Raw genomic sequence first — 25,002 nt, 5'->3', positions numbered from 1 at the left:
CTCAACGTCCGACGACGGTCCGTGTCAACGCGGTGGCCACGCTGTCCGGCCCGCCTCCTTCCGGAGCATGCGGGAGTACGGTGAAGGAAGCGAGGGCCCTTCGTTGCCGGCGTCCGAACCGGTTCTGTCCTCGCGTCTCCCGTCACAGGGGCAGCCCCTGACCCCGGCCGCGCCACCCGCACCGAGGCCGAGGAGCCCCGAATGTCGCTCGACTCCACCATGTCCACGACGGCGATTGCGCCGGACACCATCCCGCCGCCCCAGAGCTACGACGGCACTTCGCCCTTCCCGCCGGACGGCCCGGCGCCCGCGCGCGAGGGCGGGGAACGGCTGTATGTCGCCGTGACGGCGGTGATCGTCGTTCTGCCGTTCGTGGCCCTCGGGCTGGTCGGATGGCTGCTGTGGGGGCGGCTCATCCACCCGGCCGACATCGTGCTCGCCGCCGTCTTCTACACGGTCACCGGCCTCGGCGTCACGGTCGGCTTCCACCGCGGTCTCACCCACGGCGGCTACCGGGCTGTCCGTCCCGTGCGCATTGCGCTGGCGGTGGCCGGCTCGATGAGTTTCCAGGGCGATGTCATCGGCTGGGTCGCCACCCACCGCCGGCACCACGCGTTCACGGACCGGCCCGGGGATCCGCACTCCCCGTACCGCTACGGCACCCATCTGCGCGGCCAGTTGCGCGGGTTGCTGCACGCCCACGTGGGCTGGCTGTTCCGCAATGACAGTACGCCGGCGGAGCGGTACGCCCCCGACCTGCTGGCCGACCGCGACATCCGGGCGGTCGACCGCGCCTTCCCGGCGCTGTGCGTCCTCACGCTCGCCCTGCCGTTCGGGCTGGGCTGGGCGATCGGCGGCACCTGGGTGTACGGGGTGACAGCCTTGCTGTGGGCGGGACTTGTACGTATCGCGCTGCTCCACCACGTCACCTGGAGCGTGAACTCGCTGTGCCACATGATCGGTGAGCGCCCGTTCCGTACCCGGCGCCACGACCGGGCGACCAACCTGTGGCCGCTGGCCCTGCTCTCGTTCGGCGAGAGCTGGCACAACCTCCACCACGCCGACCCCACCAGCGCCCGGCACGGCGTCGACCGCGGCCAGCTCGACCCCTCGGCCGCCTTCATCCGTCTCCTCGAACGCCTCGGCTGGGTGCACGACGTGCGCTGGCCGACACCGGACCGGGTCGCCGCCCGCCGCGCCTGACATTAACCACTCGCCCATGTACGGCAGTTGGCAGGAGCCCTCATGACCACCGCACTGCAACCCGCGCTTCCCTCCCATCCCGTTCTCCGTCTGCGTCTGGCACCTCGCGGCGGCATGCCCCGGCCCATCGACGGAGCGTGGTGGCCGCGTTCGTACGATCTGCTCGCCGAACTCCCCCGGCTGCTCGCCGGGTTGCCGCGCGCGTGGGGCCACATCACCAGCGTCACGGTCAACGGGGCGACGTGGTCCGCTGTACCCGGCCGGATGCTCGTGTTCAACCAGGTCATACGACTGCGCAGGAGCCTCACGGCATCAGCTCCGCACACCATCGTCCTGCTCGCCCCAGGCAGGGGGCGCTGGGACCTGCTGGTCGTGCCTCCGGACACGACCGAGGAGGCCGCGGAACCGCTCATGGCGGCTGCCGCGGGCGGTCACGTCTGATCCGGCCTGTCGCGCACTGCCCGGCGAATCACCAGAGCACCGACGGCCGGGGTGGTGACGTCACCGTCACATCCCCGCCACCAGTCGGCGGAGCTGTCCGGGGCTTCGTACGACGCGGAAGCGTCGTCGGCCCGTTCTGCCGTCATGAGAGTGGTCGCGGTCGACTGCGGTGCGGTACTCGCGCTCCCGGCGGCCATCAGCCGGACGGCCGAGGCGGCGGTGGTCTCCGGGGGAATCACCAGGAGGTCCCAGCGGCCCGACGTTCCGGACAGCAAGAGGATCTTGTGCGGGTCCAGCTCCGAGGTGAACCAACCGACCTTCACCACATGGCCGTTGACGAAGATCCTGTGCGGGAGGATCGGCCAGTAGCGGGGGTTGACAGCGACACGAGTGATCCGTCCCCACAGCGGGTCCAGTACGTCGGCCAGGGCGGGGAGTTCGTCGCTCAGGTCACGCGAACGGGGCCACCAGGCGCCGTCCAGTTCGACCTGTCCCGGGGAGGGGCTCACGGGCTTGAGGGCGAGGCGTGCGGTCGGCGCCCTGAAGGGCACGGCGCGCATCGCCGAATGGTCGGTGATCGCGGACATCATGCGAACCCGTCCCCGGACCTCTGCGCGTGGGCAGTTGTCCGGTGTCGTTGCTCACCAGGAACGACACCGGCGTCGGGGCCGGTGCGCGAAGTGCTCCCGATGACTTCACGCTACTCCCCGAAGAGGCCGAACGGACCGCTCCCGGCTATCGCCTCACTTCCGGCGGCCGTCCTTGCCCCAGGAGCGGTTTGTCTCCAGCCAGGAGCGCTGCGATGGCCGAGGCCGTCCGCGCCGACAACGTCACGCAGGCCGAACAGATCCTCATCGACACCGGTACTGGCCGGGCGGCGCCGGGGGCGTGACGGCGGTCAGCCGCGGTGGTCGCCGGTCCGGTCCGGTGCCGGGGGCGGGATGGCGGAGGTGTCGAAGTCGCCCGAGATGATCTGCGTGGCCAGCTCCGCCAGGCGCAGGCGACGGGCGCGGGCGTACGACCGGAACACCTCGAAGGCGTCGTCGACGGAGGTGTTCCAGCGTTCCGCCAGGACGCCTTTGACCTGCTCGATCAGGATGCGGCTGGTGAGCGCGGTCTCCAGTTGGCCGTTCTCGACGTGCGACTGCTCCAGGGTGCGCTGCTGGAGGATCGCGATGGTGGCCACGTCGGCGAGGGCCTGGGCGAGCGCGATGTCGTCGTAGCCAAGGCGCTGCGGGGTGGTTTGGAAGAGGTTGAGGGCGCCGACGATCCGGTTGCGCAGGCGCAGGGGGATGGCGTGTGTGGCCGCGTACCCCGTTTCGCGGGCGCGTGCGGCGAAGCGCGGCCAGCCGGCGGTGGCCTCCGCCCGCGTCAGGTCGATGTTGGTCCGGGCAGTGCCTGTGCGGTAGCACTCGACGCACGGGCCTTGGTCGTGCTGGAGCGCGAAGAGTTCCAGCAGGCGGGTGTGCTCGTCGGAGGCGGCGATGATCTGCAGTTCACCGTGTGCGTCGGCGAGCAGGATCCCGGCCGCCGACACATCGAGCAGCTCCACGCAGCGCGTGGACAGCCGCTGCAGCAGGTCGATGACGTCGAAGTCCTCGACGAGGGAGTCCGCGACCTCCACGAAGATCTCGGCCAGACGTCGTTCGCGGGCCATGCCGATCATCCCTTTCCACCGTCGGGCGCATACGGCCCGCTTCCATCGCCGTCGAATTCGTGGCTGAAGCGCAGTCTGCGGGCGACCACGTCTGCCGCAATATCACCGAGGGGGCGCTCGCTGCCGTACGCGTGGGCGCGCAGGCGCAGCAGTGCCTCCTCCATGGACACGTCCAGCTGGACGCTGATCATTCCCGTGGCCTGGTGCACGACCGCGCGGCGCAGCACCGAGGGAGGTTCCAGGGCCACGCCGAGGCCGGGAACGCCCCCGTCCCCGTCGCGGCGGTCGCCGTTCAGGAGAGCACCGGTCAGTGCGGCGGTCAGGGCGGTGGCGTCCGTGTACTCCTGCTCGCTCATACGCCGGTTCCCGTCGCACAGCACGGTCAGTACGCCGATCCGGATGACCCCGATGCCCAACGGGAAGCAGCACACACCGTGCACGCCCAGCTCGCGCGCGGCCGGCAGCAGCGCGGGCCAGCGCTCGGGGCGCACCCGTTCCAGGTCCGGCTCGACGACGGGTGAGCCGACGCGGGCCGCGTCCGGCCCCGGGCCCTCGCCCAGCGTGAACTGGAGTTCCTCGAACCGCGCGCTCAGCTCGGGATGGCACCACAGCAGCTCGGCCGACCGCTTGGCACCGACCAGCGCGGACAGCGCGACACCCTCGGCGCCCAACGCCCGCGCACAAGCCTGCGCCGTGTCGTCGGCCTCGCCCCGGTGCAGCGACCGCAGTACCTCGGCCATGCCGTCGCTGATCACCGCGCTGCGCTCCCTGGCGGCCGGGACACCTCGGGGCGAGACGCCGTCCGGCTTGCGGCGTCCATTACGTGGCTCCGCCCACCACCGCGTCGTCGGCGGGTATGCCGTTCCAGGCGTCCTGGGCGCTCGCGTACCGCGGGAAACGCTCCTGCAGATCGACGGCCCGCAACACGAGACCTGCGCCCGGCCGGTTGTGCACGATGCGCACCCATCCGAGCCGCTCATGACACTCCTCCCACGCCGCGCACAGCGGGGCCAGGACGCTGCCGTCCATGAACGTGACACCGCGCAGGTCGACGATGAGGAACAGCCGCGTGCTGCCGTGGCGGGCGTCTTCCAGATCACGCGCGAAGGCCGGCACGGTCGTCAGGTCCAACTCGCCGCCCGCCGTGACCACACGCAACTCATCGAACAGGTCGGGATGCGGGCCCATGCGCCCCATCTCCTCTGTCACCGGGGTGGCTTTCGCCTCGCGCAGGGCCTCTGTTGCGCGGAAGGGGACTTCACGGAGAGGGCCGGGGTCACGGGCGGCCGTATGACGAGAGTACCGCCGCGGAGGGATCGACCGATCGCCCATTCTCCAGGTATCCACGAGGGTGGTCGAAAGTGTCGTCCCAGGTCGATTCGTGACGGGATCGAGGGCGAGTGGTGCGGGCGGAGGCCGTTGCCCGGGAGCCGGATTCCGAACTCGGCTCCCAGATGGCTCCCAAAATGGCCCCCGGAACCACTCAGGGACCCGACCCGCGATGCGGATCAGGCCCCTGACCGTGTTCCATCAGCTCGGGATCGGTCCCGCTGTCGGGGCCGGTGATCCGGGCGCGGCAGCGGCCGGCGGGGCCGATGATCTTATCTCGGCGTTCGCCGGAGCGGCACCTGGCGGGTCGGTAGCGGCTCACAGGCCGGTGACGGCCTGTCCGGTGAGGGCTTGGGCGATCTGCCAGAGCTGACCGCCGCGGGACGCTTTGACGAGTACAACGTCATCGGGGCGGAAGATGGAGTCGAGGTAGGCGGCAGCGGTGGCGTTGTCACCCACCAGGGCAATCTCCGGAACCCCAGCGGCGCCCGCCGCAAGGGCGAGCTGCTTGGCGAGGTCCCCGCCAACTGCCACGACCAGGTCAACGCCGCTCTCGGCTGCGTAGCGCCCGATCTCGCGGTGGGCTTCGACGGCTTGGTCGCCCAGCTCCAGCATCTCTCCGAGTACGGCGATCCGCCGGCCGCCTGCGGCTTCGGTCGTTTCGCCGTCGGCCTCGGTCATCAAGATTCTCCGTGTGGGGTCAGGGGCGCGAAGGTGATTGCGCGGCCGGTGTAGGAATGGGACAGGCGGCTGAGGGTGACTCGATCGTGCGTCTGGCCCCACGCCGACGGGTCTCGGAAGAGGATCGCCGGGTCGGGACCGTCTTCGTAGCCGCGAAGGATGACGAGGTGGCCACCTGATCGGCCGTCGTCGGGGAACTGCTCGGTCACGGACACGATGAGCGGGGCGTCATCGAGGCGGCCGAACAGTTCTTCCACGGGCACGGGCTCTGCGACAGCTGGCACTCCCAGGTCGGTCGCCAGGCTCGCGATCCCCGCGTGAAGTGCCCCACGCGGGGTCAGAACCTCATGCTTGACCGCGAGTTTCAGGAGTTCCGTCACTGTGGGGGCCTCGCGCCCGTAGGCGAGAAGGATCATCCGCAGTGACGCCAGGCCGCACGCCCGGTTGGACCATTCGATCCGGTCCCCAAGGGCCCATCCGCCGTGCCGATCCCACTCGGCGGGGTCGATGAGCTGTCGGCACATGGGGACATCGTGGACGCGCGGCACAGCGGCAGGCTCCTACGGGGAGACGACAGCTTCCCGTGTCAGTGTGGTGTCGGTGAACACGGGAGTGGGCAGGGGGACATCGTACGGCGGGCGGGCCAGGGCCTCGTGCAGCATCGCCAAGACGACGTCCGTGTGCGTGAGCCCGGCCATCGCCGCCCCCACCGCGAAGTTGCTGTCACGGGACATGCCCGGCGTGCTGTTGACCTCCAGCACGTACGGCTCGTCGCCTTCGGTGAGGATGAAGTCGATGCGGGCTGAACCGCGCAGCCCGATTCCGTCCCACAGTGTCCGGGCGTCCCTGGTGATCTTGTCCAGCACATCCGGCGCCAGCTCGGCTGCGCGCACGGTTACGGTGCCCCTGGAGTCCACGTCGAGCTTCGTGTCGGCGTCGTAGAACTCGGCCTCGGCGGCCTCGGTGGCAAGCGGCGGGAAGACGACGACCGAGCCGCCCGGCAGTTCCAGCAGCCCCACGGTCAGCGGCGTGCCGCTCACGTACTCCTCGACGAGCACAGCCGCGCCCTCGCCGCCGGCAGCATCCGCAAGGGCGCCAGGGAAGTCCGCCGGATCGCGTACGAGGCTCATGCCCACGCTGGACCCGCCGAAAGGCGGCTTGACCATCACCGGGCGCCCGTTCCAGTTGGCTGGTCCGCCGGTCCAGACCTCCCAGCCGGGGGTGGGGACGCCGAGGGTCAGCATCACACGCTTGCAGAGGATCTTGTCCGCGGCCACCGCGGATGCCCCGACTCCGCTGCCGCAGTAGGGCACGCGCAGGTAGTCGAGCAGCCCCTGCAACCGGCCGTCCTCGCCGTACGGGCCGTGCAGGTTGGAGAGCGCCACGTCGTACCCGACCAGATCCATGATGAAGTCCGGTTCGCACGGGTCCAGCACCTTCCAGCGGGCGCCGATCTCCTCCAGGGCCTCGGCCAGGGCGGTGACGGACCGCTGCTCGACGGGGCACTTCGCGTGGTAGAGCCTGTCCTCGGCGGACACCGGCCCGTAGATGAGGGCGACGCCGAGGCCCTGGCGGCTCTGCCCCCACTGTCGAAGTTCCTCGGCGGCCTTCTGCACCGCGAGGTCCGAGCTGAGGCTGAGGAAGAGCGTCATACGAGTACCCCTTCGAAGGTGTTGGTGACCGGCCCGCCGACCCACTGAGTTCGGTTCGGTCGGTCGTCATGAGGCCGGACCGTGAGCGGCTCACCGGCGCGGTTGTGGACGGTGACGGCACGTCGAGCTACGAGTCCACGCATGGTGGCGACGATGACGGCTGCGACTGCCCCGCTTCCGCACGACAGGGTTTCCGCTTCGACGCCGCGTTCGTAGGTGCGGATCTTCAACGCCTGGCTGCCGGCGGACTGGACGAAGTTGACGTTCGTCCCCAGCGGGGCAAGGTCGGGATGGTGACGGACGAGGCGCCCGACCATGACCGCGTCGATGGCGTCCACGTCGTCCACGATGGCGACGACGTGTTCCGTACCGGTGTGGGCGCTGTCGAACCAGGTCGGCCTGCCGTTGATGACGGTCTGTAAGCGCCGGGGCAGAATCGCGCCCACCTCGGCCGTGACCCACACGGAGTCGTCGGCCACGACCGCCTCGTGCACCACCCCGGCCATGTGGAGCCTCATCCGCTGAAAGCCGCGATCGTGGTGGGCGGCCCAGGCGGAGCACCGCAGGGCATTGCCGCACATCGTTGCGATGGAACCGTCCGCGTTGAAGCACGTGATTTCGAGGACGGCGGGGCTGTCGCTGACGAGGTGGCTGATGACCAGCCCATCCGCGCCCACTCCGGTACGCCTGGCACACAGGCGTTCAGCTTCCTTGGGCCAGTCCTTGCCGTCGTCCGGTCCGAGGTCGGAGAGGAGGACGAAGTCGTTTCCTGCGCCGTGGATCTTGCGGAAGCGCATGGCAAAGCTCCTCGCATGGTGAGGTGAGAAAGATGCGACGCCCGAGCGGGCTGCGATCAGCGGAATTCGAGGGGCCGGTAGGTGGTCCGGGCCTCCCGCATGATCAATGGGGCACGTCCGGCGAAGTGCAGGATGCGGGCCGAGGCGCCGCCGGCGGACCTCATGTCCTGGACCCGCTGATACGTGCCGTCGAGCAGTATGAAGTCGCCAATGCGGACGTCGGTCGGCGGCCTCGTGGCCCCAACTGTCCCGACAGGTGGAGGGGGTATCGAGGGCTCCTCCTTGGTCCTGCGCTCGTACATCAGCCCCTCCAGATGCCGAGCAGCAAGGAGCCGCCGATGGCGACGAGGCTTACAGCGAGGGCGAGTTGTTGGTTTCGGGGGCTCATCGGGTTCCGATCAGGTGGCATTCAACGCGGCTGCGGACTGACGGGATGCCTATCTCGGTGAGAGGCACCCAGGCCGCTGCGCCCGTTTCGATCATTGAGGGGAAGACCGCGCCCGAGTGGGCCCGGAAGAGATAGCGGATGCCGACCCGGAGGCGGCTCCTGTACCTGTGCTGCCCTGGCCTGGTCACGTCGACCAGGAAGGGGCCTTCGGCGCCGGGCTGAGTCCAGATGTCCCGGATGCCGACCTCCTCGGCCAGCAGTCGAAGCGCTGCCTCGCTGAGTGATTGGTCCTCGGCCTCCGGCTCAGCCTCCGCGAGCGCGTAGTCTCCCTCGTGCCGCAGGCAAAGGACGTGGTTGCGCTCATCGATGACGACGGCTCCTGTCATCACTAGAGGGCAGCGCTGGTCGTGGGTGCAGGCTCGGCGTCGCGAGTGGTCGAGGGCCGCGTCGTACACGGGCATCAACGCCATTTGCTCGGCGGGATGTTCGTGGATGTAGTGGGAGAGTTCGCGAATGATCTGGTCTTCTCTGACGGTCACGGCGCATCCAGCCCGTTCCGCTCCGAGTAGATCCACAGCAGCCGCCGCGTCACCAGTGCCACATCGCGGAGGTACAGGAACGTCCCGAACACAGGAGTTTCGGCGGTCGGCCGGTTCGTGAGGTCGATCAGCCTGGTCCCCCTGCGGACCAGCTCCCGCACCTCGCTGTCGTCTTCGGCGCCCAAGTCCTCGCCGAGCAGGCGATTCAATCCCTTGGTAAGCCCTGGCAAGTGGCCGTCCATCGCCGCGCGGGTCGTAGTGTCCATCCGCAGATTGAGGACGGTTTCCGTTCGCGAGGAGATCACTGGCATGTCGAGGGAAGAGTCCTCGGCCTCAGAGTCCTCGGCCAATTCCGTCGCCTTGCCCGTGCTTGCCACAGTCATCACTGGCCCCTCCGGAGCACGCTTTCAGCCGTGGCAATAAAGCTAGGAAGGAGGAGGGGTAGGGCTCCACGAGTGTGCCCGAACTTGCCAGGCGTTCACCCTAGAGATTCGATGGCGGCGGTGATTATTTCACGCGCGGCGGGGCCGTAGACGGCAAGCTCGGCCAGCTCGCCGAACGTTTTGGCATACATGGCAAGTTCGTGCTTCTGGACGACGGTGAGATGAGCCGAGATCAATTCGACGTTCACCAAGTCGTCGTCGTACAGGAAGAATCCTTCGACGGGCCAGAGGCCCGAACGGTCGGCGCTCTGGGGGATGATGCCGATGCTTACCGAGGGGAGGGCCATGACGCTGAGGAGGTAGCCGAGTTGGCCCGCCATCACGTCCGTTCCGCCGATGCGATATCGCAGGACGCTCTCTTCGAGGATGATGGCGAACGTGTGCTTCCCGTAGACGACCTGTTGCTTCTCCACGCGCACTCGGACGGCCGCCGGCACATCGTCAACGAGTCCTCGGCGGTCACGAATGGAGGTCAGGAGTGCGGTGATGTACGACGCCGTCTGTACGGGGCCGGGGATGAGCCAGGGCGAGTAAATGCGGAACCGCTCGGTGCGCTCCCAGAGGGGAACCACGGACTCCTGCGCCCACTTGAGCCCGTGGCGCTCCATCTTGCGCCACTCGACATACATGCCCTCAATTCCGCGGGCCGTGGAGATGAGATCCTCTGCCTCATCGTCCGCGCCGCATGCGGAACACCAATCGCGAAGGTCGCGCTCCGAGGGGGCTCGTGTGCCGCTCTCGAAGCGCGAAGCCTTCGACTCATGCCAATCCAGGCTCTGGGCCAGTGCTCGCTTGGTGAGTCCGGCTGTTTTCCGGATTTCGGCGAGACGTTGTCCGAGCGCCTTGCGGGCTTCCTGGACGCTCGAGGATGGCGATGTCATGTCAGTGCGGTGCTGTTCGGACTGTCAGGCCAACTCGAATTGTGCGTGCGGCGTTGCCCGCTTCCACACGGTCTCGAAGGCCGACTCGCAGAGCTTCGCCACCTCCGGGTCTTCTGTGAGTTCGACCTCCATGTTCTCGCCTTCGCCGTCGAAGTGGTTGACGAGGACGAGGTGGGAGTCGAACAGCCAGAAGTCATTGCCAGGAAGCGCGATGTCAGTCGCATTGCGCCGCGAGAGCCACCGCACGCTTTCGCCGGCAGCGATGTTCAGTCCGTCCGTCACGTCGTACTCGAAGCGGATGTACTCGCTGACCGGTGTCGATACGACGCGGGCCCGTCGAACCTCGACACCTCGCGAGGACGCCTCCGTCACGATGGCGTGCCAGTCGGCCCAGCGCTCGGCCGGATCTAGGACCACACCGGCCTGCCAGTCGATGAAGGCCGGGTCCGACTTCATGTAGGCGTCACGCATCTCCAGGTGGACAGCGGTCCTCTGGCAGTCGCGGAACAACTCCTCAAACGTCGGGGTCCTCGTCACGCCTCTTCACCTCCTGGAAGAACTGCACCATGCGCCGGGGGATCTCCACCACGGTCTCGTGTCCGGGGATGTCCATCTGCCCGAGCCGCTCGTCGTCCTCCACCCTCCACCCCTGCACGAGGTAGGTGTCCTTCTCGTCGTCGAGGTAGACGGTGGGGGAGCCGCCGCTGGGGCTCTCCTGGGATCGCAGGTGCCGAGCGCGAATAATTGGTACGGGGACAGGGGGCGTTGTGCGCGTTGATCTGCGTATGGAACACGGTGCGAGTGACCTGCGCTCACTCCACACCTGGCTGCGGAGTGACGCGGGTGTGCGCCGATCGGCCACCCTGGAGCTGCAGGAGGCATCACTCCAGCCAGGACAAATGGGATCCGCTATCGAGGTGATCAAGCTGGTGACCGAGAACGGGTGGAGTGCGGCCTCGTTCGTGATGGCCGTGGTGGCGTGGAAGCGGACGCGGCCGCAGAGTCCCCAGATCACGATCAGCCGCGACGACACCACCGTCTCGCTCACGAACTGCAGCGACGAGGAAGTGGAGCGTGTGATCCGCATCCTGAGCGAGAGGCAGGACGGGGAGGGGCAGGGCGAGTGACTGTGCTGCCCGACCCAGGAGCATCACGGGCCGTCCTGATCGGCTCCAGTCGATTTGATCACCTGGAGCAGCTTCCGGCTGTCGCTAACAACCTCACCGCGCTTGCTGAGGTCCTGTGCCTCCCCACTTCCTGGGGCCTGCCGCCGGAGAACTGTGTGGTCGTGTCGAACCCGGCATCCAACGATGAAGTGATGGCAGAGCTCAGATCTGCTGCCAAGCAGGCCCGCGACACGCTGCTCGTGTACTACGCAGGACACGGGTTGATCAACCTGCAGAACGCCTTGCAACTTGCGTTGCCCAAGTCCCATCAGCAGCGAGTGGAGTCGGGGCTTCCCTACGACTATTTGCGCCAAGCGGTTTTGGACGGTCCGGCAGAGCGGCAGGTGATCGTGTTGGACTGTTGCTTTGGCGGCCTGGCTCTCGGGGCGATGGCCGGCACACCGGAACTGGTGGATCAAGCATCTGTGGAGGGAAGTTACCTCTTGGCTGCAGCGTCGGAGACGAGTTACGCCCTGGCACCGCCTGGCGAGACCTACACGGCCTTCACCGGCGAGCTCCTGGAAGTCCTTCGCGCGGGCATGCCTGGTGGGCCGGAGCTGCTGGAGCTCGATGCCGTGTACCGGCACCTGCGCCTCTCGCTCGGAGCCAAGCAACGCCCCATGCCGCAAGCTCGCAACAGGAACACCAGCGCTCGACTGGCACTCGGACGGAATCGAGCCTTCCTGCCTGGACCTCCAGTAGGCACCTCGGCCAGCCCGGACTTGGCCAGCCGTGCTTGGCCTGCGCCGGAGGGCATCCACACTGTCCATGGGTTCATCGCCAGGCTTCAGAATGTTCGTCAGACGTCAGGCTTGACCCAGAAGGCGGTTAGCCAACGGTCGGGTGGGCGGATTTCGGAAGGCAGCGTCAGCAATCTACTCACTCGCGAGACCCTGCCCAGGACATGGACGGCTGTGCCAACCTTCTTGTCCGCTTGCGGTGTGCCGGACGAACAGGTGGAGCAATGGCACGCAGCCTGGACGAGACTTCGGGCAGAGCAATCGAGCCTCAGTGGCGCTGTGCAGCCGCCGAAAGGCCAGATTACGAAGCCTGTTGTAGGGACGGGAGGCGTCTGGCGGAGGCTAACCAGCCGTATCGGGAGATCAAAGCCGGGTTAAGCCTCGGTGCCTACGGGGTCTGGGAAACCTGGGAAGTTGGACTTATCTGTTGGGGTGTTGTGCCAGGCTTGTCCGAATCGCTTCCGAAGACCGTGTTCCAGAGGGCGATGGCCACGATCACTGCAGCCACGATGGCCCACGTGGACGGCTTCCTCGCCCGCCGCGAGACCACTGTCGGCCTGACGTACGTGGCTGCCCGGTAATGCCCCTTGCGGTACTGCGCCACCGCGAATCCTCCCCCGAGGTCAGCATGGACGAGCTGCTCGTCCTGCCGAGCAGTCTGACAGTGCGCAGGGGTGTTTGAAGGTGAGTTGAAACCATACGGCTGGATTCCATTCACCGGATGTGGTCTCCACAGAGGTACTCGGGCACCTACGGGACCCATGGCGGCAGGACGGGACTCGTGCCTGAACTCGCAGGGGTTCTTCGACGACGGCGCCTGCTCAACCGGCCTCGGCATCGCACGTGGCACACCCATCGCCGAACTCAGCCCTGGTCCCGGCGGCCTCTACGCCGGCCACGAAGAACCGGACAGCACCTCAAGGACGAAGGATCCGCGCCTGGGTGCTTACACTCATGGACGTCAGGATTCTCCGCCTCGCCCTGCCTCCTCGTCATCCATCTCATCGGTACCGCCTACGACGCCGAAGGACGAGCCGACGTGGGCTGCGAGGAGAGGATCAGGTGGCAGCCCTTACCGCGGCACGGTCACTGCCATAAGTTTGCCGTCCCCAAGGTGGAGCCAGCCACGGCCAGGAGTGAGAGGGCTGCCGATAATGGAGTCGCCCGTCTTGATGCCGATCCAATCACCGGCGTGCCGCTCCTGAGGAGACAGCAGGAGGCCGCGGTGGGCTCTCTTCGCTTTGCCCAGCCAGGTGTAGCTCGGCCCGAGCTTGTCTTCATCGCCTGCCAGGACCAGCGCCGTACCCTCCGCGAAGCCGTGTTCCAACAGGTTTCGCAGCACACGCCGGGCATCGCACTCGCCCAAGACCTCTGCGTCGTCCATCACGACAACTACCGGCTCCTCAGCGGACGCCACTGCCAGGGCCTCCTCGAGTTCGTCGTGCCCGATGTTGTCTCGATCGAAGCAAGCAACCACGCCGTCCTGATCAGCCAACTCCCGTAGAGGCGACGGCCTGGGCGTGGCTAAGGCGAGCTGGGTGCCAGATGCGAGCAAGGAGCGTGCGATGTTCACCAGTGCCGTGGAGCGACCTGACTTGGGTGCGGCTCGTTTCGAGGGAGGGGCTGACCTGGGGAGACGTTGATTGGTGCGTGGATGGGCAGGTCTCTTCCTGACGGGAAGGGGGCGGTGCCGGTGGGGTCGTTGCTCGATGCGATCGAGGCCGAGGAGGCCGTGGTCCGGGGGCGGGTGGAGGAACTCGAGACTCAGGTCGCGGAGTTGATGGTGCGGCTGGAGGCCGAGCGCGAACGGCTGTCCCGGCTGGTGATCACGCGGGAGACGGCCGGCGAGCTCCTGGCGAGGATGGCCGGCAGTGATCCGGCAGAGCCGGCGCGTGAGCCGCCGCGGGCGGAGGAGGTGTCGCCGTTCGCGGGGGCGGAGCGGCGGGTCGTGGGAGTCCTTGCGGTGCCGAAATGGCAGCCGGGCTTGGAGCCGGGGGTGCTGCCACGGGTCTACCAGGACATCCTGGAGGTCGTGGGGGACGCTCCGGGACCGGTGCGGGCCAAGCAGATCGTGCCGAGGATCGGCCTTGCGGCCGAGACCACGAAGATCGAGGGTACGCGCGCGAAGCTGAAGCGTCTGGTCGAACGCGGCTGGCTGGATGAGGACTCGCCCGGCTTGTTCACCCCGTCCCGCACCCGAACGACCGGTTCGCCCAACTCACCCTGAAAGAAGGGCTCTTCCTTCTAGATTCGAAGGTGCCAACCGAAACGAATCGCACGAAAGAAGAGCCCGGATGGAACAGTACGACACCCGCGGCACGCCTGACCCGTTTACCCGCTCGGTCAGTGCCTTCGAATCGCTGACGGCCACCCTGTCGGGCACTTCGGCCGGCGAGTGGACCCACGCCGAGCTGGAAGAACACCTCGATGACACCGGGCGCGCCCTGATCCGGCAACTCCTGCAGGACCACCTCGACCTGCGGGCGATACGCGAGGAACAACAAGCCCGGGATGCGACTGTTGCACGCCTGGTGGGGCCGGAAGGAAAGGAACGTCCGTGGCGCGAGACGGGTCATGAACGGTGGCTGGCCTGTCTGTTCGGACACGTGAGGGTGCGCCGCGTCGCCCACCGGGGGCCGGGAGTCTGCAACGTGCACCCCGCAGACGTGTGTCTGTCGCTGCCGGCCGGGCGTCACTCGCTGGGCCTGCGGCGCCTGGCGGTCACCGAGGCCGTCCGCGGCTCCTACGACCAGGCCCTCGAGGCGATCCACCGCCGCTGCGGCCATGTGCTGGGCAAACGGCAGCTCGCCCGGCTCCTGATCGCCGCGGCCGGTGACATCGACGCGTTCTACCAGGCCAGGGTCCCCGTCCCCTGCACCCGCGACATGCCGCTGGTGATCCAGGCCGACGGCAAGGGCATCGTCATGCGGCCCGAGGCCCTGCGCGAAGCGACCCGCCTCAAGGCCGCCAAGGCCGCAGCTCAGGGCCGGCGCGGACGCCTCGCACCCGGCGAGAAACCCAACCGGAAACGCATGGCTGCCGTCGCCTGTGTCTTCGACACCCGCCCCGCCTCCCGCCGTCCCCACGACGTGATCCACCCGCCCGGCGGCCGCACCGAGGGCCGAACACCCCGGCCCGGCCCGAAGGCCGTGAACAAATGGTGCACCGCGTCGGTGATCCGCCCGCCCGAACAGGTCATCGCCGACGCCTTCCGTCAGGCCCACGACCGCGACCCGCACCACCACCGCCCCTGGATCGTCCTCGTCGACGGAGCCCACCACCAGCTCGGCCTCATCCGCGCCGAAGCCGAGCGCCGCAACATCACCGTCCACGTCCTGCTCGACTTCGTCCACGTCGCGGAGTATGTCTGGGCCGCCGCGCACGCCTTCCACACCCCCGGCAGCCGCGAGGCAGAAGCATGGGCCGCCGACCACCTCACCACGATCCTCGCAGGCCAAGCCCCCCGCGCAGCCGACGAGATGCTGACCCAGGCCGACCGTGAACGCCTGCCCGGCTCACGCCGGGAAGCCGTCACCGGCTGCCACCGCTACCTCACCGGCCACCTCGACCAGCTCCACTACGACACCGCACTCGAAGCCGGCTGGCCCATCGCCACCGGCGCCGTCGAAGGAGCCTGCCGGCACCTCATCGGCGACCGCCTCGACATCACCGGCGCCCGCTGGGGCCTCGAAGGAGCCGAAGCCGTCCTCCGTCTGCGCGCTCTCACCGCCAACCACGACCTCGACGCCTACTGGACCTTCCACACCAAGCGTGAACACAACCGGCTCTATCCCAGCCCCGACCAGGACGGTTACACACTGACCGCCTGATCCACGACCTTCACTTCAAAAGAGCTGCACCCACCTGACTTTGCGGGCCCGGCCACAACGAATGCGGGAGCCGTACCGGAGGCCAGGTCAGGGCCATATGCGGCCAGGTTGTCGCCCCCGACACCCGCAAGTGCCCACAACCTTGGTGCCGCCGAGTCGCGCAGGGTCCACGCTTCATCGAAGCTGATGCTGGACGGTAAAGAGGCAGAGCGCTTCTGTACCTCCAAGGCATCATGGGCTGCGTCCCACAGGCCGAGCAACAGGACGTGATCTTCGTGCATCAGGCTCGCCATGTGGGAGAAGGCGACAAGTGCCTCCCGCTTGGGCAGCTCATCGTGGGTGTACCAGCGGATCCACGCATCCGCCGAGATCCCCGTTTTCTCCTCCATGTCAGTGAAGGACCACTTGCGCTTCAGCCTGTGTTCGTCGAGGCGGCGATGCAGCGTGACCAACTCCAGCCGCGCCGGAGAGTGGTCCACCTCGAACTCTCTGCTCTTCACGCCGTAGAACGTCGCGTTGGCTGGCCGCTGCTCCTCTGCGGCATCAGCCATCCTGACGAAGCCTTCACTACGGCGCACTACACCTAGGAACACTCTCAACGCGTCCTTGTCGTGCCACAGGGCCTGTGCCGCGTTGAGGATCAGTCCCTTCAAGGACTCATGCGCGTAGTTGAACTGCGCTGTGTCTTGGCTGGCGTTGGCCGGTGTCTCCGTGCCGGCTGGTGGCTCTTCTTCTGCCCGCCCGCTTGGGGCCTCGGTGCCCTGCTTCGGCAAGTCCTCGGAAGGGGCAGTCGCGTCGTTTACGTCATTATCTCCGGCGGATGCTGTGGTATCTGCCGGAGGGTTTACTGATGCTTGGGCGACGGTTTCCCTGACGACCTGCTTCCACAGGCCCTTGAAACGATCAATTTCGCCGTCTACGTCGCCGTGTCGAGCGAATTCGGCCAGGGCGCGGACGATGACCTCAAGGCGGCCCCACGGCGGTAGGTCTGGCTTCTGGAACGTGTCTAACACTGCTTGGTGATTCACGATCCAGTAGTCCTGCGCATCCTTTCCGACGCGCTCGCGAATAGCCCGTGCTGACGGGAGTCCCGCGTCCAGCCTCAGATCGTGGAGCTCGTCGTTCAGCTTCTTCAGGTCAGGCTGGTCAGCCAGGTCGGGCTTCTTCCACGGCTGAGCGACCACTATCTCTGCCCCCTCCTGGTACTTCTGCGTCAGGTCCTGTGGATCAGGCATTGGTGCCTGCACTCACGGGCGTCAGGATCTGTCACGCCTGTCATTGAGCGGTTGTTCTTGGCCGATGCTGTCAGCGATCGTCTTGAGTCGTCAGGGCCGTCCGGGAAACGCCCACGCTGGATGGACAACCCACTCGGTGCCCCACGGAAGGCAGATCCTCATGGAACAGATCAGCGTGCGCCTCGTAGTCCTCCTGCTGGTCGGAGTCCTCGTCATCGCCCTGACCTTGCATGCGCCCCAAGTCGGGGCGGCCTTGGTGGCAGCTACTGCGGTGGTGGCACTACTCGCCCAACTCATGGGCCGCGAATGACTCTGGGCGAGCGTAGCGAGCCCAGTCCGACGCAGGCCAGGCATCCCACCCTGGATGCCTACGGAAGGATCCGCCTGATCGAAGCGTGGTTGGCGAAGTCCGCCACGTATACGGTGCCTTTGGCGTCAAAGCAGACAGCACCAGGATTCTGCAGGTTTGCGGCTACTGTGACGAGCAAGCCGTCGCTGAGGCGGAGCAACTGGCCTCCGTAGAAGTCCGTCACGTAAATCTCCCCGCTGGGCCCCGCCGCTAGGGCGCCGAGTGTGTTGTTCGTCAGAGGCTCGGTGAGCAGGTCCTCGGGCGTCTCGGGATGGTCGGGATCCAGGCGGCAGATCTGTTGTTCCGTTCCATGGCCTGTGAGGGCGAGCAACTTGCCAGTGTTCGGCTCTGAAGTAAGTTGCTTGATCGCGGTTGGGGTCTGGCCGAGCAGAATGCGCTGGTCATCGGAGGTGCAGCGCCACAGGGTCCGGGTGTGCATGGCAATGATCAGGTCTGCTCCCTGCCAGGCGAACGCCGTGATGGTGTTCTCGGGTTCAGGTTTGGTGACCGCGTAGCTGGAGCTCAGGTTGGAGCTGGCCGTGAGGACGAGCAGATCTGGTTCGCCATGGAGTTGAAGAGCCACATCCCCGTCGGGCGCCGGAGCCAGGATGTCGACGCCGCCGTAGTTCGGTGGCTGGAGCTGGGCACCTGCTGCCGGTTGGAAGCCGCCAGTCTTCGGGTCGACGCGCCAGATGGTGGCTTCCCTGGTCGCGATGAGCACCCCCGTGTGGCTGGTGAACGCGAGGCCGCTGACCGGTGGAAGGGCGGTGACCCAGTCCGCGACTGTGCCGCGGGGATGCGCGACGGCTTCCACGACTGCTTCGGCGTACTGCCCATCGTGCTCCAGACGCAGCGTGCACCGTCCAGCTGCGAGGACGCGTAGGGACTGCTTCTCGAAGGAGACGGTCTTCTTGTCGTCAGTCTGGAGACGGGGGTTCTCGATGGGTTCCGTCCAGGTGGCTGTTCCGTCCGTCTTCCACACCAGCGCGCGGATAGGGGGAGCCTCACCGACACGGGCTTTGATGAGGTGTGGCTCCAGGGAGACGCGCATCGTGCGGGCGGGGTGGGCTGCGGCCTTTGGGTCGCCGGCGAAGAGGGTCGATGCGTTGAAGACCATGAAGGGCGGTTCGTTGGCGCGCTCTCGGGCCCAGGCTGTGGGCAGTGTGGTCGTGCTGTCCCAGCTCCAGGTGACGTAGTCGCCGGGCGTGTATACGGTCCTGGTCGCTACGATGCGCTGGCCTTGGACACCGGCTTCCCTTGTCACCAGGCGGATGCCCGTCGTGTCCAGAGGAACGGTGCAATTTTGGTCGGAGTAGAGGGGGATATCGACCTCTACGACGCGATACCAGTTCCCTTGCCCTGCTCCTCGGACCAGCCAGATCGGCTTGCTCGGGCTCTGAAGCGAACCGTCGATCAGGACGATGTTGTGTTCATCGGTCGGGATGCCGGCTGTGGAGACGGTGATCGTGCCTACCGTGCGGCGCAGGATGCGACAGGGGCGCTCATCGATGAGAACGCGGGTAGTGGGGGTGGCTCGTACCACGCGCAGGGTCAGGGTGTCGTCGTCGCGTTGTGCGTATCCGGTGATGGCGGGGGCGACGGCGATGTCTCGGTCGAGGAGGTCGAGCAGGACGCAGGCATGAGCGAGGATTCGAACGCATTCGGGCAGGGTGCGGCAAACGAGGTTGGGCTTATTTTTGTGGGCGCGGTCTCCACGGTGCAGGCCGATCGCGGCGCTGAACATCTCGTGAAGCCGATTTTGGTCCTGCTTCCTCTCGGAGACCCGGATTTTGTATGGCTCGTCCAGGAATGCCTGCTGGAGGAGGAGGCCACCGATCGTGTCTGTCAGGCCGGTGCGGCGCTGGACCTGTGAGGGGCCTCGCGTTTTCCGGACAGGTATCTGACCGTCTATTTCACGCGGCGATTCGCAACTTCTCGTACTCGGCGTGGACTTCGCGTGGAGGGCGGTAACCCACCGACGAGTGGAGGCGCTTGCGATTGTACCAGAATTCGATGTAGCGAGTGATGTCCTGCCGGGCGGCCTCGCGGGTCAGGTAAGTCACCCTTGATACACGCTCGTTCTTCAGTGCGCCGAAGAATGATTCGGCCATGGCGTTGTCGAAACAGATCCCGGTGCGGCCGGAAGATCTGCGGAGCCCGAACCGGTCGAGCGTCTTCCCGAACTCGGCTGACATGTAGTTACTTCCGCGGTCGGAGTGAAATATTGCGCCGGCCGAGAGGTTCCTGTTCCGTGCCGCGTTGCGGATCGCCCTGGATATCAGTGGGGTTTGGTAGTGGTCGTCCATCGCGTAACCGATGACTTCCTTCGTGCAGCAGTCGATGACCGTTGCGAGGTACAGCCAGCCTTCCCCAGTCGCGATGTAGGTAATGTCGCCGACGAGCTTTTCGCCGGGCGCGTCAGCGGTGAAGTTGCGGCCGACGAGGTCCGGCACCTGACCGGCCGCGGCCCGGGTGAGGCTGAACCTCTTCGGCCGCGGCTGGCAGGGCTCAAGGCCCAGCTCGCGCATGAGCCGGCGGACCAGTTCCAGGCCGGCGGTGACGCCCCAGCGGTGCAGCTGGGCCTGGATGCGCCGATGTCCGTAGGTGCTGTCGGACATATCGAAGGCTTTCTCGATGAGCAGCTTCAGTTCGTCGCGCCGTTGGCCGGTCGCGGTTTCCGGGCGGGCTCGCCAGTCGTAGTAGCCGGATCTGGATACGCCGAGTCGGCCGCACATGAACTCGACGCTGTATGCGTACTCCTCGGTGTCGAGCCGCATCTCGTCGATGAACTCGTACTTGCTTGCTACCGGGGATCCTTCGCGAAGTACGCTGCGGCTTTTTTCAGGAAGGTAACTTCCATCTCCAGCTCGCGGTTGCGTCGTTCGAGTTCCTTCAGGCGCGCCCGCTCGTTCACTGTCAGTTCCGAGTCGGGGGCCGGTTCCTGCTGCTTCTGGTGCTTCTTGACCCAGCCGCGTAGCGTCTCCGGGTTCAGCTCAAGCTCCCGGGCGACTTCGGAGATCGTCTTGCTCGACCTCAACGCGATCTGGACGGCTTCCTCGCGGAACTCCGGTGAGTACTTGCTGGGTGGCGCCACTGCTTCCTCATTTCCTGTTCAGGACAACCCTATTGGGTCCCTGTCCGGAAACTTCGTGGCCCCTCACTGTTCTTCGACATGACGGAAGGCATCGAAGATCGCGTCGTCGTAACGCCCTTGGCTGGCAGCTTCGGTGCACAGTTCAACGACATCGTCTCTCAGCACCGATAGCAGCGTCTCGTGGGACCCTTGACGAATCGCAACAGCCGCGTCCTCACTGGCCGAGGCGGTGTCCTGCGCGGCGACCGTAACGTCCGCGGTATCCACGGTCTCCGCAGGTGGCGGCTGCGTCGGTGGGGATTCTGTGTCGCGCTGGATTTCATCCTCAAGCGAAAGAAGGTCGGTGCCAGTGCGCAGGCCACGGTAACGCCGCAGCCGACGCCGGTCGATGGAGAACGTCCAGTCCCAGGAACCTGCATGGGAGTATCCCGCTGACTGCCAGAAGCTGGGCACGAGCATCCCCAGGACTCGGATGCGTGTCATCTTCACTCGGGCCGCCGCTGCGTCCGGGGAAACCGGCCCCGCATCCGCAGACTGCGGGTCCTGCGGATCGGGCAAGGGGCCCAGGTCCAGACCGAGAACCTCGGCATACTCGCGACTGGTGACCGTCAGATCCGATTTGTCGACGGGCGTACCAAGCTCCTGTTCGCACACCCAGGCGAGGAATGCAGCCAAAGAGTCGAGGTCTTGGTGGCCGCCCTGGCAGGCGTCGATGCCGCGGAGGGTCAGGCGCACCTCGTCGTCGTCGTAGAACCTGGCCATCCGCCACGGCTGCATTAGCAACCGATCAGGAATAGATAGCAAGGCCGCCTGCGTGTCACTGATGCCCAGAGATCGGTCCATGTGCAGGTCCACCGTGCGATACGTGGGCCAGGCCCCCTCGGGGTAAACCAAGCCATAGATCAAATCCAGGATCGCTTGATCCTGCCTCGCCAGCACCATTGGCCTATTCTGGCCGAGTTGGAACCCTGCGTGCAGGATTTCAGAGCTGCCGAGCAGGGCCGCCCAGCCGCTCAGAGCCATCTGCGGCAGCACCTCGGCTTGGCGCCGAGCCGCTGACCTTGGCCCGCGGCAATGGGTAGAGGATCTGCTGGGATGTTCGATGCTGCGGTCGGAATGGCGGTCGTCGTTGAAGCCTCCGTCCCGGGGGTGCAGCAGTGTGTGATGCTGCTGGGGGCTGAGGGCAGCCAATGTAGGACCGTCAACACCGCCCCTGGGCTGTCGGAGGCTGCACACTCTGGGGCTGCAATGATCATCATGAATCGGGGCATGCCTCGTAGACGCGGTGCGCGGATCGCACAGGATCCCGCCGATGCAGAGGGCCACTGGCGTGTTGCTTGGGAGACTGAGTTGTGGCTATGACTGAGGATGCCGATGGTTCGTTGCTCGACTTGCCGGCGGAAGTGGCCGAACGAGTTGTGGCTGAGCTGTCTGACCGGGGCAGGAAGGCCGTGGCGGCGCTGCGGACCGCGGCTGTTCTGATCGCGCAGGCGGTGCACGACGAGACTGGACTGCGGTTCGCGGAGAGCGCTGCGTACAACCTGCGCGAGGCGCTGGAAGCGGTGGTGACCGGACGTACTCCTGTCCCGGGAGGATTGCCTGCGGTCATCGAAGCGTGGAAGCAGTTTGAGCGCGAGCGGGCTCAGCCCGGTAACGACGACACTGCTTCACTGGAGATGTTCGGCACGGTGGTGCGGAGCGCGGCAGAGAGGCAGGACCGCAACTCCTACCACGAGGCCAAGCTGCTCGGCTACTTTCGTGACAAGTCCGGCGTAGACCCTCTCTTTGGTGGCCTCGATCCGGTCGTGGAGTACAAGCGTCTCCGCAGGACAGCGAGTCAGGGACTGCACCGAGAGACGGCGCTGGACTCTGTTACTGAGCTCTATCAGAGGACGCTGGCGTGGTTCGTCCGTATGTTCACGCCGCCGGACACCGTCGTGCTAGCGCTTCGGGAGTTGGCCGCAGAAACGTGGCGAGGGCTTGGCCAGATCGACCGTTTGCGGGAGTTGGCGTCGAACCCGCACCACCTCCGGATGTTCTTCGCCTCGCTGGTTGATTCAGCCTGGCTGGCTCCCTTGTACCAGGCTGGTGTGGTGCCAGTACCAGACGGCGAGGGGCCGTGGCCGGTGGTCGGCCTGCTGGACGGGCTCGGCCGCACGAAGCCTGCAGAGGTCGCCGGGTTGGCGCAGCAACTGCTGGCGGACTGCAAGCGCCTGCCGGTCAAGCAACGGTTGGAGGCCCGGTTCAAGCTGCTTATCCTGGCGACGCAACTTGGCCCCAACGGCCACACGATCGTCGGCGATGTCACCACTGCCCACCCGGACAACGGCTCCGTGCGTTCGCTCGCGGCCAGCGTGGTCAAGCGGGCCGACCCTACAGCCCCGATCGTCGAGCGCGTCGGCAACGTCGTGCTCAACGGCGGCCCTCAGGACCACGACAGCTACTACTACCGGTTGCTGCTGGACCAGTTGGTATCCGGAATGACCCCGAACAACGCTGAGAAGCGAACCCGGATGGTTGCGGCCAAGCTGCGGCATGACGCACAGGAGCCCGCCGCCGACTGGTTCGTTCCGGACATCGCTAGGCTCACCTCGGACCTCGGCGAGGACGACCGCTACTTCCTAGTCGTGGTCTCTCACTACCTCGCGCGGATCTTGGTTCGTGCACACGCGCTCGGTGTGCCGAGCCGGCGGCTGCTCGACTGGTTCACCGAGATCCCTGGCGAAGTCGGCGAACGCCTCACATGCCGCGTTCTGGCACTGGCCGATGACATCCCGGTCCAGGACAAGATCGAACATGTGACGCGCCGCCTGGCGTCACAGAGGGCCACAGGTGACGACCAAGACCTCGTCGACGCGGTGCTTGCCGCCAACCCGGACCCAGCCCAGCTCGCCGTGTGGACCGACGCGCTCGGATCACCCTCGGACCCACCTGCCGACCCTGCCTTGCTGCCACAGGACTGGGCCAGAGCTTGGCGATGGTCGGCGATCCTTCCTGGGTACTTGCTCACACGGTGGCAGGATCCGATTGCATCGGTTTCTGCCCGACACGGTCAGATAGGCCCCGAGGCATTCGGCCGCAGGATTCCCACCTCTTACGCGACGTGGGGACAATCGGCTTACAGCATGGAGGAGTTGGCGGCTCTGCCCGCACTCGATGCTGCCCGTTTGGTTGCCGGATGGCGCCCTGACGCCGACAGCGACCGACGGATGATTGGCGCTCGCGAACTCGCCCGCGTCCTCCAGAGCGTCGTTGCTGCAGAGCCCCAGAAGTGGACGGCAGATGCGGTCATGATGGTTGAGACGCTGCGCGAACCCGTCTATGTGCTGCACTACCTCGATGCTCTCGCTGGAAGAGCAGCCGACATCCTTCCCCGAACCGGGGAGATCATCACCGCGGCCCGCCTCGCCATGACTGAGAGGTGGACACCGACAGTTCTCGGCAATGATAATTTCGACTTTGAGCCCGATTGGCATCGTGTCGAAACCGCCAATGTCGAACTGATCACCGCGCTGGCCGATCACGAAGCGCCCTTCGCCGAGCACCTTGACACCGCATGGTCCTGGGCACTGGCCGCCCTCGAGTCGCCGCCAGGCACCGACATTTCCACAATGGGCGACCCTCTCCATCGGGCGATCAACGCTCCACGCGGACGAGGGCTGCAGGCTGTGCTCTCTCTCGCCCACTGGGAACACCGCAACATGAGAGCGATTCGGCCACAGTTCCTCGACACCCTCGACAACCTCGTCCACGTAGATGGCCCGGTCGGCATGGAGTACCGGGCGATCCTGGCGTCGCAGCGCCCACGTCTGGAACTCATTGCCCAGGACTGGCTCGACCGACGGGTCGACACATTGTTCCGCGCCGACGACATTGGGCTGGCCACCGTGGATCTCACGCTCAAATACGCTCGGTACACCACACCGTGGTTGCATCGGACTTTGCGCGACGACATCATCGCTGCGGCACTGCGGGGCACCGACAACGCGGTCGCGAGCCTGCTTATCGGGACCCTGGAAGGCGCACCAGGCTATGACATTGACGCGATCATCACAGCACTCCGCGAAGAACCCGCCGTCCTGAGCAGGGCCGCCGAGGACATGGCGCTCCTGGTGCAGGACAGCCCCGCCGACGCACCTCAGCTTGCCCTGGCGGTCCAGTTCTGGCAGGCCCTGACTGACGCTAGTCGCGATGTCGTGCCCGTCGAAGTCCTCCGCCGCACTGGGCGATGGGCTTTCGTCACCGGCCTCCCGGACAGCATCTGGTCACCGCTCACCGTCCGGACTCTCATCATCACTGAGGGGTTGATCGACTATGCCATCGAGGTCGCCGACCGCTGTAAAACCGTCTCGATGCCAGGGGACAGCACCAGAATCCTCCTGCTGCTCCAGGGTCGCGGCGAACCGTGGGAACAGCACCACATCGGCCGGGTGGCCCTCAGCGCCTTGCGCACCCTGAGTACCGGCCGTCCCGATGAACACTTCCCGGCACTGCGGACCAGGCTGATCGAACTCGGGTATGACGAAGCTGCCGATCTGAATCCCGCCGTCATACGGCGCCCGTCGGCCCGATAGTGC

The 25,002-nt window shown here is 66.5% G+C and carries 26 protein-coding genes and 1 pseudogene; 8 read left to right on the top strand and 19 right to left on the bottom strand.

The genetic code is table 11. From position 1 onward, the window contains the following. The first annotated feature begins 201 nt into the window (after positions 1 to 201). Positions 202 to 1,203 (top strand): acyl-CoA desaturase, encoded by a 1,002-nt coding sequence (locus OG390_RS21975; protein WP_406170341.1) that lies wholly within the window; start codon positions 202 to 204, stop codon positions 1,201 to 1,203. A 42-nt stretch (positions 1,204 to 1,245) separates the two neighbouring features. After that, positions 1,246 to 1,644: a DUF5994 family protein gene (locus OG390_RS21970; RefSeq protein ID WP_406170339.1), complete on the top strand. Its 399-nt coding sequence runs from the start codon at positions 1,246 to 1,248 to the stop codon at positions 1,642 to 1,644. On the opposite strand, the gene OG390_RS21965 is transcribed toward OG390_RS21970, so the two are convergent. From OG390_RS21965 to OG390_RS21900, 14 genes are all read right to left on the bottom strand, one after another. Beyond that, positions 1,635 to 2,234, bottom strand: coding sequence for a DUF5994 family protein (locus OG390_RS21965; protein WP_406170337.1), 600 nt, complete (start codon positions 2,232 to 2,234; stop codon positions 1,635 to 1,637). The genes OG390_RS21970 and OG390_RS21965 overlap by 10 nt on opposite strands. Positions 2,235 to 2,542: 308 nt before the next feature. Then, positions 2,543 to 3,310, bottom strand: coding sequence for an ANTAR domain-containing protein (locus OG390_RS21960; RefSeq protein WP_406170335.1), 768 nt, complete (start codon positions 3,308 to 3,310; stop codon positions 2,543 to 2,545). Then, a complete protein-coding gene (locus OG390_RS21955) occupies positions 3,307 to 4,056 on the bottom strand; it encodes an ANTAR domain-containing protein (protein ID WP_406170333.1) in 750 nt (249 codons plus the stop codon). The genes OG390_RS21960 and OG390_RS21955 overlap by 4 nt, the downstream gene beginning before the upstream one ends. 64 nt (positions 4,057 to 4,120) lie before the next feature. Continuing rightward, positions 4,121 to 4,489, bottom strand: coding sequence for an STAS domain-containing protein (locus tag OG390_RS21950; RefSeq protein ID WP_406170331.1), 369 nt, complete (start codon positions 4,487 to 4,489; stop codon positions 4,121 to 4,123). Positions 4,490 to 4,948: 459 nt separating this feature from the next. Next, positions 4,949 to 5,311, bottom strand: a complete 363-nt coding sequence (locus OG390_RS21945) for a glutamate ligase domain-containing protein (protein ID WP_406170329.1) — start codon at positions 5,309 to 5,311, stop codon at positions 4,949 to 4,951. Next, on the bottom strand, positions 5,311 to 5,835 hold the full coding sequence (locus OG390_RS21940; protein ID WP_406170327.1) for a C39 family peptidase: 525 nt from the start codon (positions 5,833 to 5,835) through the stop codon (positions 5,311 to 5,313). The genes OG390_RS21945 and OG390_RS21940 overlap by 1 nt, the downstream gene beginning before the upstream one ends. 36 nt (positions 5,836 to 5,871) lie before the next feature. After that, the gene (locus OG390_RS21935; RefSeq protein WP_406170325.1) at positions 5,872 to 6,963 is read right to left on the bottom strand and encodes an ATP-grasp domain-containing protein; all 1,092 of its coding nucleotides are present in this window, start codon (positions 6,961 to 6,963) and stop codon (positions 5,872 to 5,874) included. Beyond that, positions 6,960 to 7,760 (bottom strand): diaminopimelate epimerase, encoded by an 801-nt coding sequence (gene dapF / locus OG390_RS21930; protein WP_406170323.1) that lies wholly within the window; start codon positions 7,758 to 7,760, stop codon positions 6,960 to 6,962. The genes OG390_RS21935 and dapF overlap by 4 nt, the downstream gene beginning before the upstream one ends. A gap of 56 nt (positions 7,761 to 7,816) precedes the next feature. Beyond that, entirely contained in the window at positions 7,817 to 8,062 is a 246-nt protein-coding gene (locus tag OG390_RS21925) for a hypothetical protein (protein WP_406170321.1), read from the bottom strand. Positions 8,063 to 8,144: 82 nt separating this feature from the next. Beyond that, positions 8,145 to 8,687, bottom strand: coding sequence for an NUDIX domain-containing protein (locus tag OG390_RS21920; RefSeq protein WP_406170319.1), 543 nt, complete (start codon positions 8,685 to 8,687; stop codon positions 8,145 to 8,147). Further along, on the bottom strand, positions 8,684 to 9,070 hold the full coding sequence (locus OG390_RS21915) for a hypothetical protein (RefSeq protein ID WP_406170317.1): 387 nt from the start codon (positions 9,068 to 9,070) through the stop codon (positions 8,684 to 8,686). The genes OG390_RS21920 and OG390_RS21915 overlap by 4 nt, the downstream gene beginning before the upstream one ends. A gap of 95 nt (positions 9,071 to 9,165) precedes the next feature. Continuing rightward, positions 9,166 to 10,011 (bottom strand): helix-turn-helix domain-containing protein, encoded by an 846-nt coding sequence (locus OG390_RS21910; protein ID WP_406170315.1) that lies wholly within the window; start codon positions 10,009 to 10,011, stop codon positions 9,166 to 9,168. A 24-nt stretch (positions 10,012 to 10,035) separates the two neighbouring features. Then, positions 10,036 to 10,548 carry a DUF6879 family protein gene (locus tag OG390_RS21905; RefSeq protein ID WP_406170313.1) on the bottom strand — a complete coding sequence of 171 codons (513 nt, stop codon included), beginning with the start codon at positions 10,546 to 10,548 and terminating at the stop codon, positions 10,036 to 10,038. Beyond that, on the bottom strand, positions 10,526 to 10,756 hold the full coding sequence (locus tag OG390_RS21900; RefSeq protein ID WP_406177794.1) for a hypothetical protein: 231 nt from the start codon (positions 10,754 to 10,756) through the stop codon (positions 10,526 to 10,528). The genes OG390_RS21905 and OG390_RS21900 overlap by 23 nt, the downstream gene beginning before the upstream one ends. Before the next feature lie 40 nt (positions 10,757 to 10,796). Here OG390_RS21900 and OG390_RS21895 point away from each other — a divergent pair, with 40 nt between their 5' ends. Continuing rightward, a complete protein-coding gene (locus OG390_RS21895) occupies positions 10,797 to 11,138 on the top strand; it encodes a hypothetical protein (protein ID WP_406170311.1) in 342 nt (113 codons plus the stop codon). Continuing rightward, positions 11,135 to 12,295: a caspase family protein gene (locus OG390_RS21890; protein ID WP_406170309.1), complete on the top strand. Its 1,161-nt coding sequence runs from the start codon at positions 11,135 to 11,137 to the stop codon at positions 12,293 to 12,295. The genes OG390_RS21895 and OG390_RS21890 overlap by 4 nt, the downstream gene beginning before the upstream one ends. Positions 12,296 to 12,989: 694 nt before the next feature. Here the strand turns inward: OG390_RS21890 and OG390_RS21885 are convergent. After that, positions 12,990 to 13,412, bottom strand: coding sequence for a hypothetical protein (locus OG390_RS21885; RefSeq protein ID WP_406170307.1), 423 nt, complete (start codon positions 13,410 to 13,412; stop codon positions 12,990 to 12,992). 198 nt (positions 13,413 to 13,610) lie between these two features. Here OG390_RS21885 and OG390_RS21880 point away from each other — a divergent pair, with 198 nt between their 5' ends. Next, positions 13,611 to 14,144 (top strand): hypothetical protein, encoded by a 534-nt coding sequence (locus tag OG390_RS21880; RefSeq protein WP_406170044.1) that lies wholly within the window; start codon positions 13,611 to 13,613, stop codon positions 14,142 to 14,144. A 67-nt stretch (positions 14,145 to 14,211) separates the two neighbouring features. After that, on the top strand, positions 14,212 to 15,747 hold the full coding sequence (locus OG390_RS21875) for an ISKra4 family transposase (protein ID WP_406170305.1): 1,536 nt from the start codon (positions 14,212 to 14,214) through the stop codon (positions 15,745 to 15,747). Between the two features lie 32 nt (positions 15,748 to 15,779). On the opposite strand, the pseudogene OG390_RS21870 reads toward OG390_RS21875, so the two are convergent. Continuing rightward, positions 15,780 to 15,959 (bottom strand): annotated as a pseudogene (locus tag OG390_RS21870) (hypothetical protein); the annotation flags it as partial. Positions 15,960 to 17,142: 1,183 nt separating this feature from the next. On the opposite strand from OG390_RS21870, the gene OG390_RS21865 reads away from it, so the two are divergent. Further along, on the top strand, positions 17,143 to 17,292 hold the full coding sequence (locus OG390_RS21865) for a hypothetical protein (protein ID WP_406170303.1): 150 nt from the start codon (positions 17,143 to 17,145) through the stop codon (positions 17,290 to 17,292). Positions 17,293 to 17,350: 58 nt separating this feature from the next. Here OG390_RS21865 and OG390_RS21860 read toward each other — a convergent pair whose 3' ends face one another. From OG390_RS21860 to OG390_RS21850, 3 genes are all read right to left on the bottom strand, one after another. Next, positions 17,351 to 19,075, bottom strand: a complete 1,725-nt coding sequence (locus OG390_RS21860) for a hypothetical protein (protein WP_406170301.1) — start codon at positions 19,073 to 19,075, stop codon at positions 17,351 to 17,353. Positions 19,076 to 19,244: 169 nt separating this feature from the next. Further along, positions 19,245 to 20,425 (bottom strand): IS3 family transposase gene (locus OG390_RS21855; protein WP_406164501.1). Its coding sequence is split into 2 segments (ribosomal slippage): positions 19,245 to 20,161 and positions 20,161 to 20,425, totalling 1,182 coding nucleotides; the frame shifts between segments, so codons are not numbered across the junction. Between the two features lie 63 nt (positions 20,426 to 20,488). Then, positions 20,489 to 21,448: a hypothetical protein gene (locus OG390_RS21850; protein ID WP_406170299.1), complete on the bottom strand. Its 960-nt coding sequence runs from the start codon at positions 21,446 to 21,448 to the stop codon at positions 20,489 to 20,491. Between the two features lie 335 nt (positions 21,449 to 21,783). Here OG390_RS21850 and OG390_RS21845 point away from each other — a divergent pair, with 335 nt between their 5' ends. Next, positions 21,784 to 24,999: a hypothetical protein gene (locus OG390_RS21845; RefSeq protein ID WP_406170297.1), complete on the top strand. Its 3,216-nt coding sequence runs from the start codon at positions 21,784 to 21,786 to the stop codon at positions 24,997 to 24,999. Positions 25,000 to 25,002: the final 3 nt, after the last annotated feature.

The organism is Streptomyces sp. NBC_00996 (assembly GCF_045162675.1).
GTDB lineage: Bacteria > Actinomycetota > Actinomycetes > Streptomycetales > Streptomycetaceae > Streptomyces.
This window is presented reverse-complemented; position numbering and strand designations above follow the sequence as displayed.

What these genes read in the sequence shown, in the direction of transcription:
- OG390_RS21895 (WP_406170311.1), top strand. Translation starts at nt 10,797, where the DNA reads ATGGAACACGGTGCGAGTGACCTGCGCTCACTCCACACCTGGCTGCGG.
- OG390_RS21925 (WP_406170321.1), bottom strand. Translation starts at nt 8,062, where the DNA reads ATGTACGAGCGCAGGACCAAGGAGGAGCCCTCGATACCCCCTCCACCT.
- OG390_RS21910 (WP_406170315.1), bottom strand. Translation starts at nt 10,011, where the DNA reads ATGACATCGCCATCCTCGAGCGTCCAGGAAGCCCGCAAGGCGCTCGGA.
- OG390_RS21940 (WP_406170327.1), bottom strand. Translation starts at nt 5,835, where the DNA reads ATGTGCCGACAGCTCATCGACCCCGCCGAGTGGGATCGGCACGGCGGA.
- OG390_RS21975 (WP_406170341.1), top strand. Translation starts at nt 202, where the DNA reads ATGTCGCTCGACTCCACCATGTCCACGACGGCGATTGCGCCGGACACC.
- OG390_RS21935 (WP_406170325.1), bottom strand. Translation starts at nt 6,963, where the DNA reads ATGACGCTCTTCCTCAGCCTCAGCTCGGACCTCGCGGTGCAGAAGGCC.
- dapF (WP_406170323.1), bottom strand. Translation starts at nt 7,760, where the DNA reads ATGCGCTTCCGCAAGATCCACGGCGCAGGAAACGACTTCGTCCTCCTC.
- OG390_RS21960 (WP_406170335.1), bottom strand. Translation starts at nt 3,310, where the DNA reads ATGATCGGCATGGCCCGCGAACGACGTCTGGCCGAGATCTTCGTGGAG.
- OG390_RS21860 (WP_406170301.1), bottom strand. Translation starts at nt 19,075, where the DNA reads ATGTTCAGCGCCGCGATCGGCCTGCACCGTGGAGACCGCGCCCACAAA.
- OG390_RS21850 (WP_406170299.1), bottom strand. Translation starts at nt 21,448, where the DNA reads ATGGCTCTGAGCGGCTGGGCGGCCCTGCTCGGCAGCTCTGAAATCCTG.
- OG390_RS21945 (WP_406170329.1), bottom strand. Translation starts at nt 5,311, where the DNA reads ATGACCGAGGCCGACGGCGAAACGACCGAAGCCGCAGGCGGCCGGCGG.
- OG390_RS21845 (WP_406170297.1), top strand. Translation starts at nt 21,784, where the DNA reads ATGACTGAGGATGCCGATGGTTCGTTGCTCGACTTGCCGGCGGAAGTG.
- OG390_RS21950 (WP_406170331.1), bottom strand. Translation starts at nt 4,489, where the DNA reads ATGGGCCCGCATCCCGACCTGTTCGATGAGTTGCGTGTGGTCACGGCG.
- OG390_RS21965 (WP_406170337.1), bottom strand. Translation starts at nt 2,234, where the DNA reads ATGATGTCCGCGATCACCGACCATTCGGCGATGCGCGCCGTGCCCTTC.
- OG390_RS21915 (WP_406170317.1), bottom strand. Translation starts at nt 9,070, where the DNA reads ATGACTGTGGCAAGCACGGGCAAGGCGACGGAATTGGCCGAGGACTCT.
- OG390_RS21865 (WP_406170303.1), top strand. Translation starts at nt 17,143, where the DNA reads ATGGAACAGATCAGCGTGCGCCTCGTAGTCCTCCTGCTGGTCGGAGTC.
- OG390_RS21970 (WP_406170339.1), top strand. Translation starts at nt 1,246, where the DNA reads ATGACCACCGCACTGCAACCCGCGCTTCCCTCCCATCCCGTTCTCCGT.
- OG390_RS21875 (WP_406170305.1), top strand. Translation starts at nt 14,212, where the DNA reads ATGGAACAGTACGACACCCGCGGCACGCCTGACCCGTTTACCCGCTCG.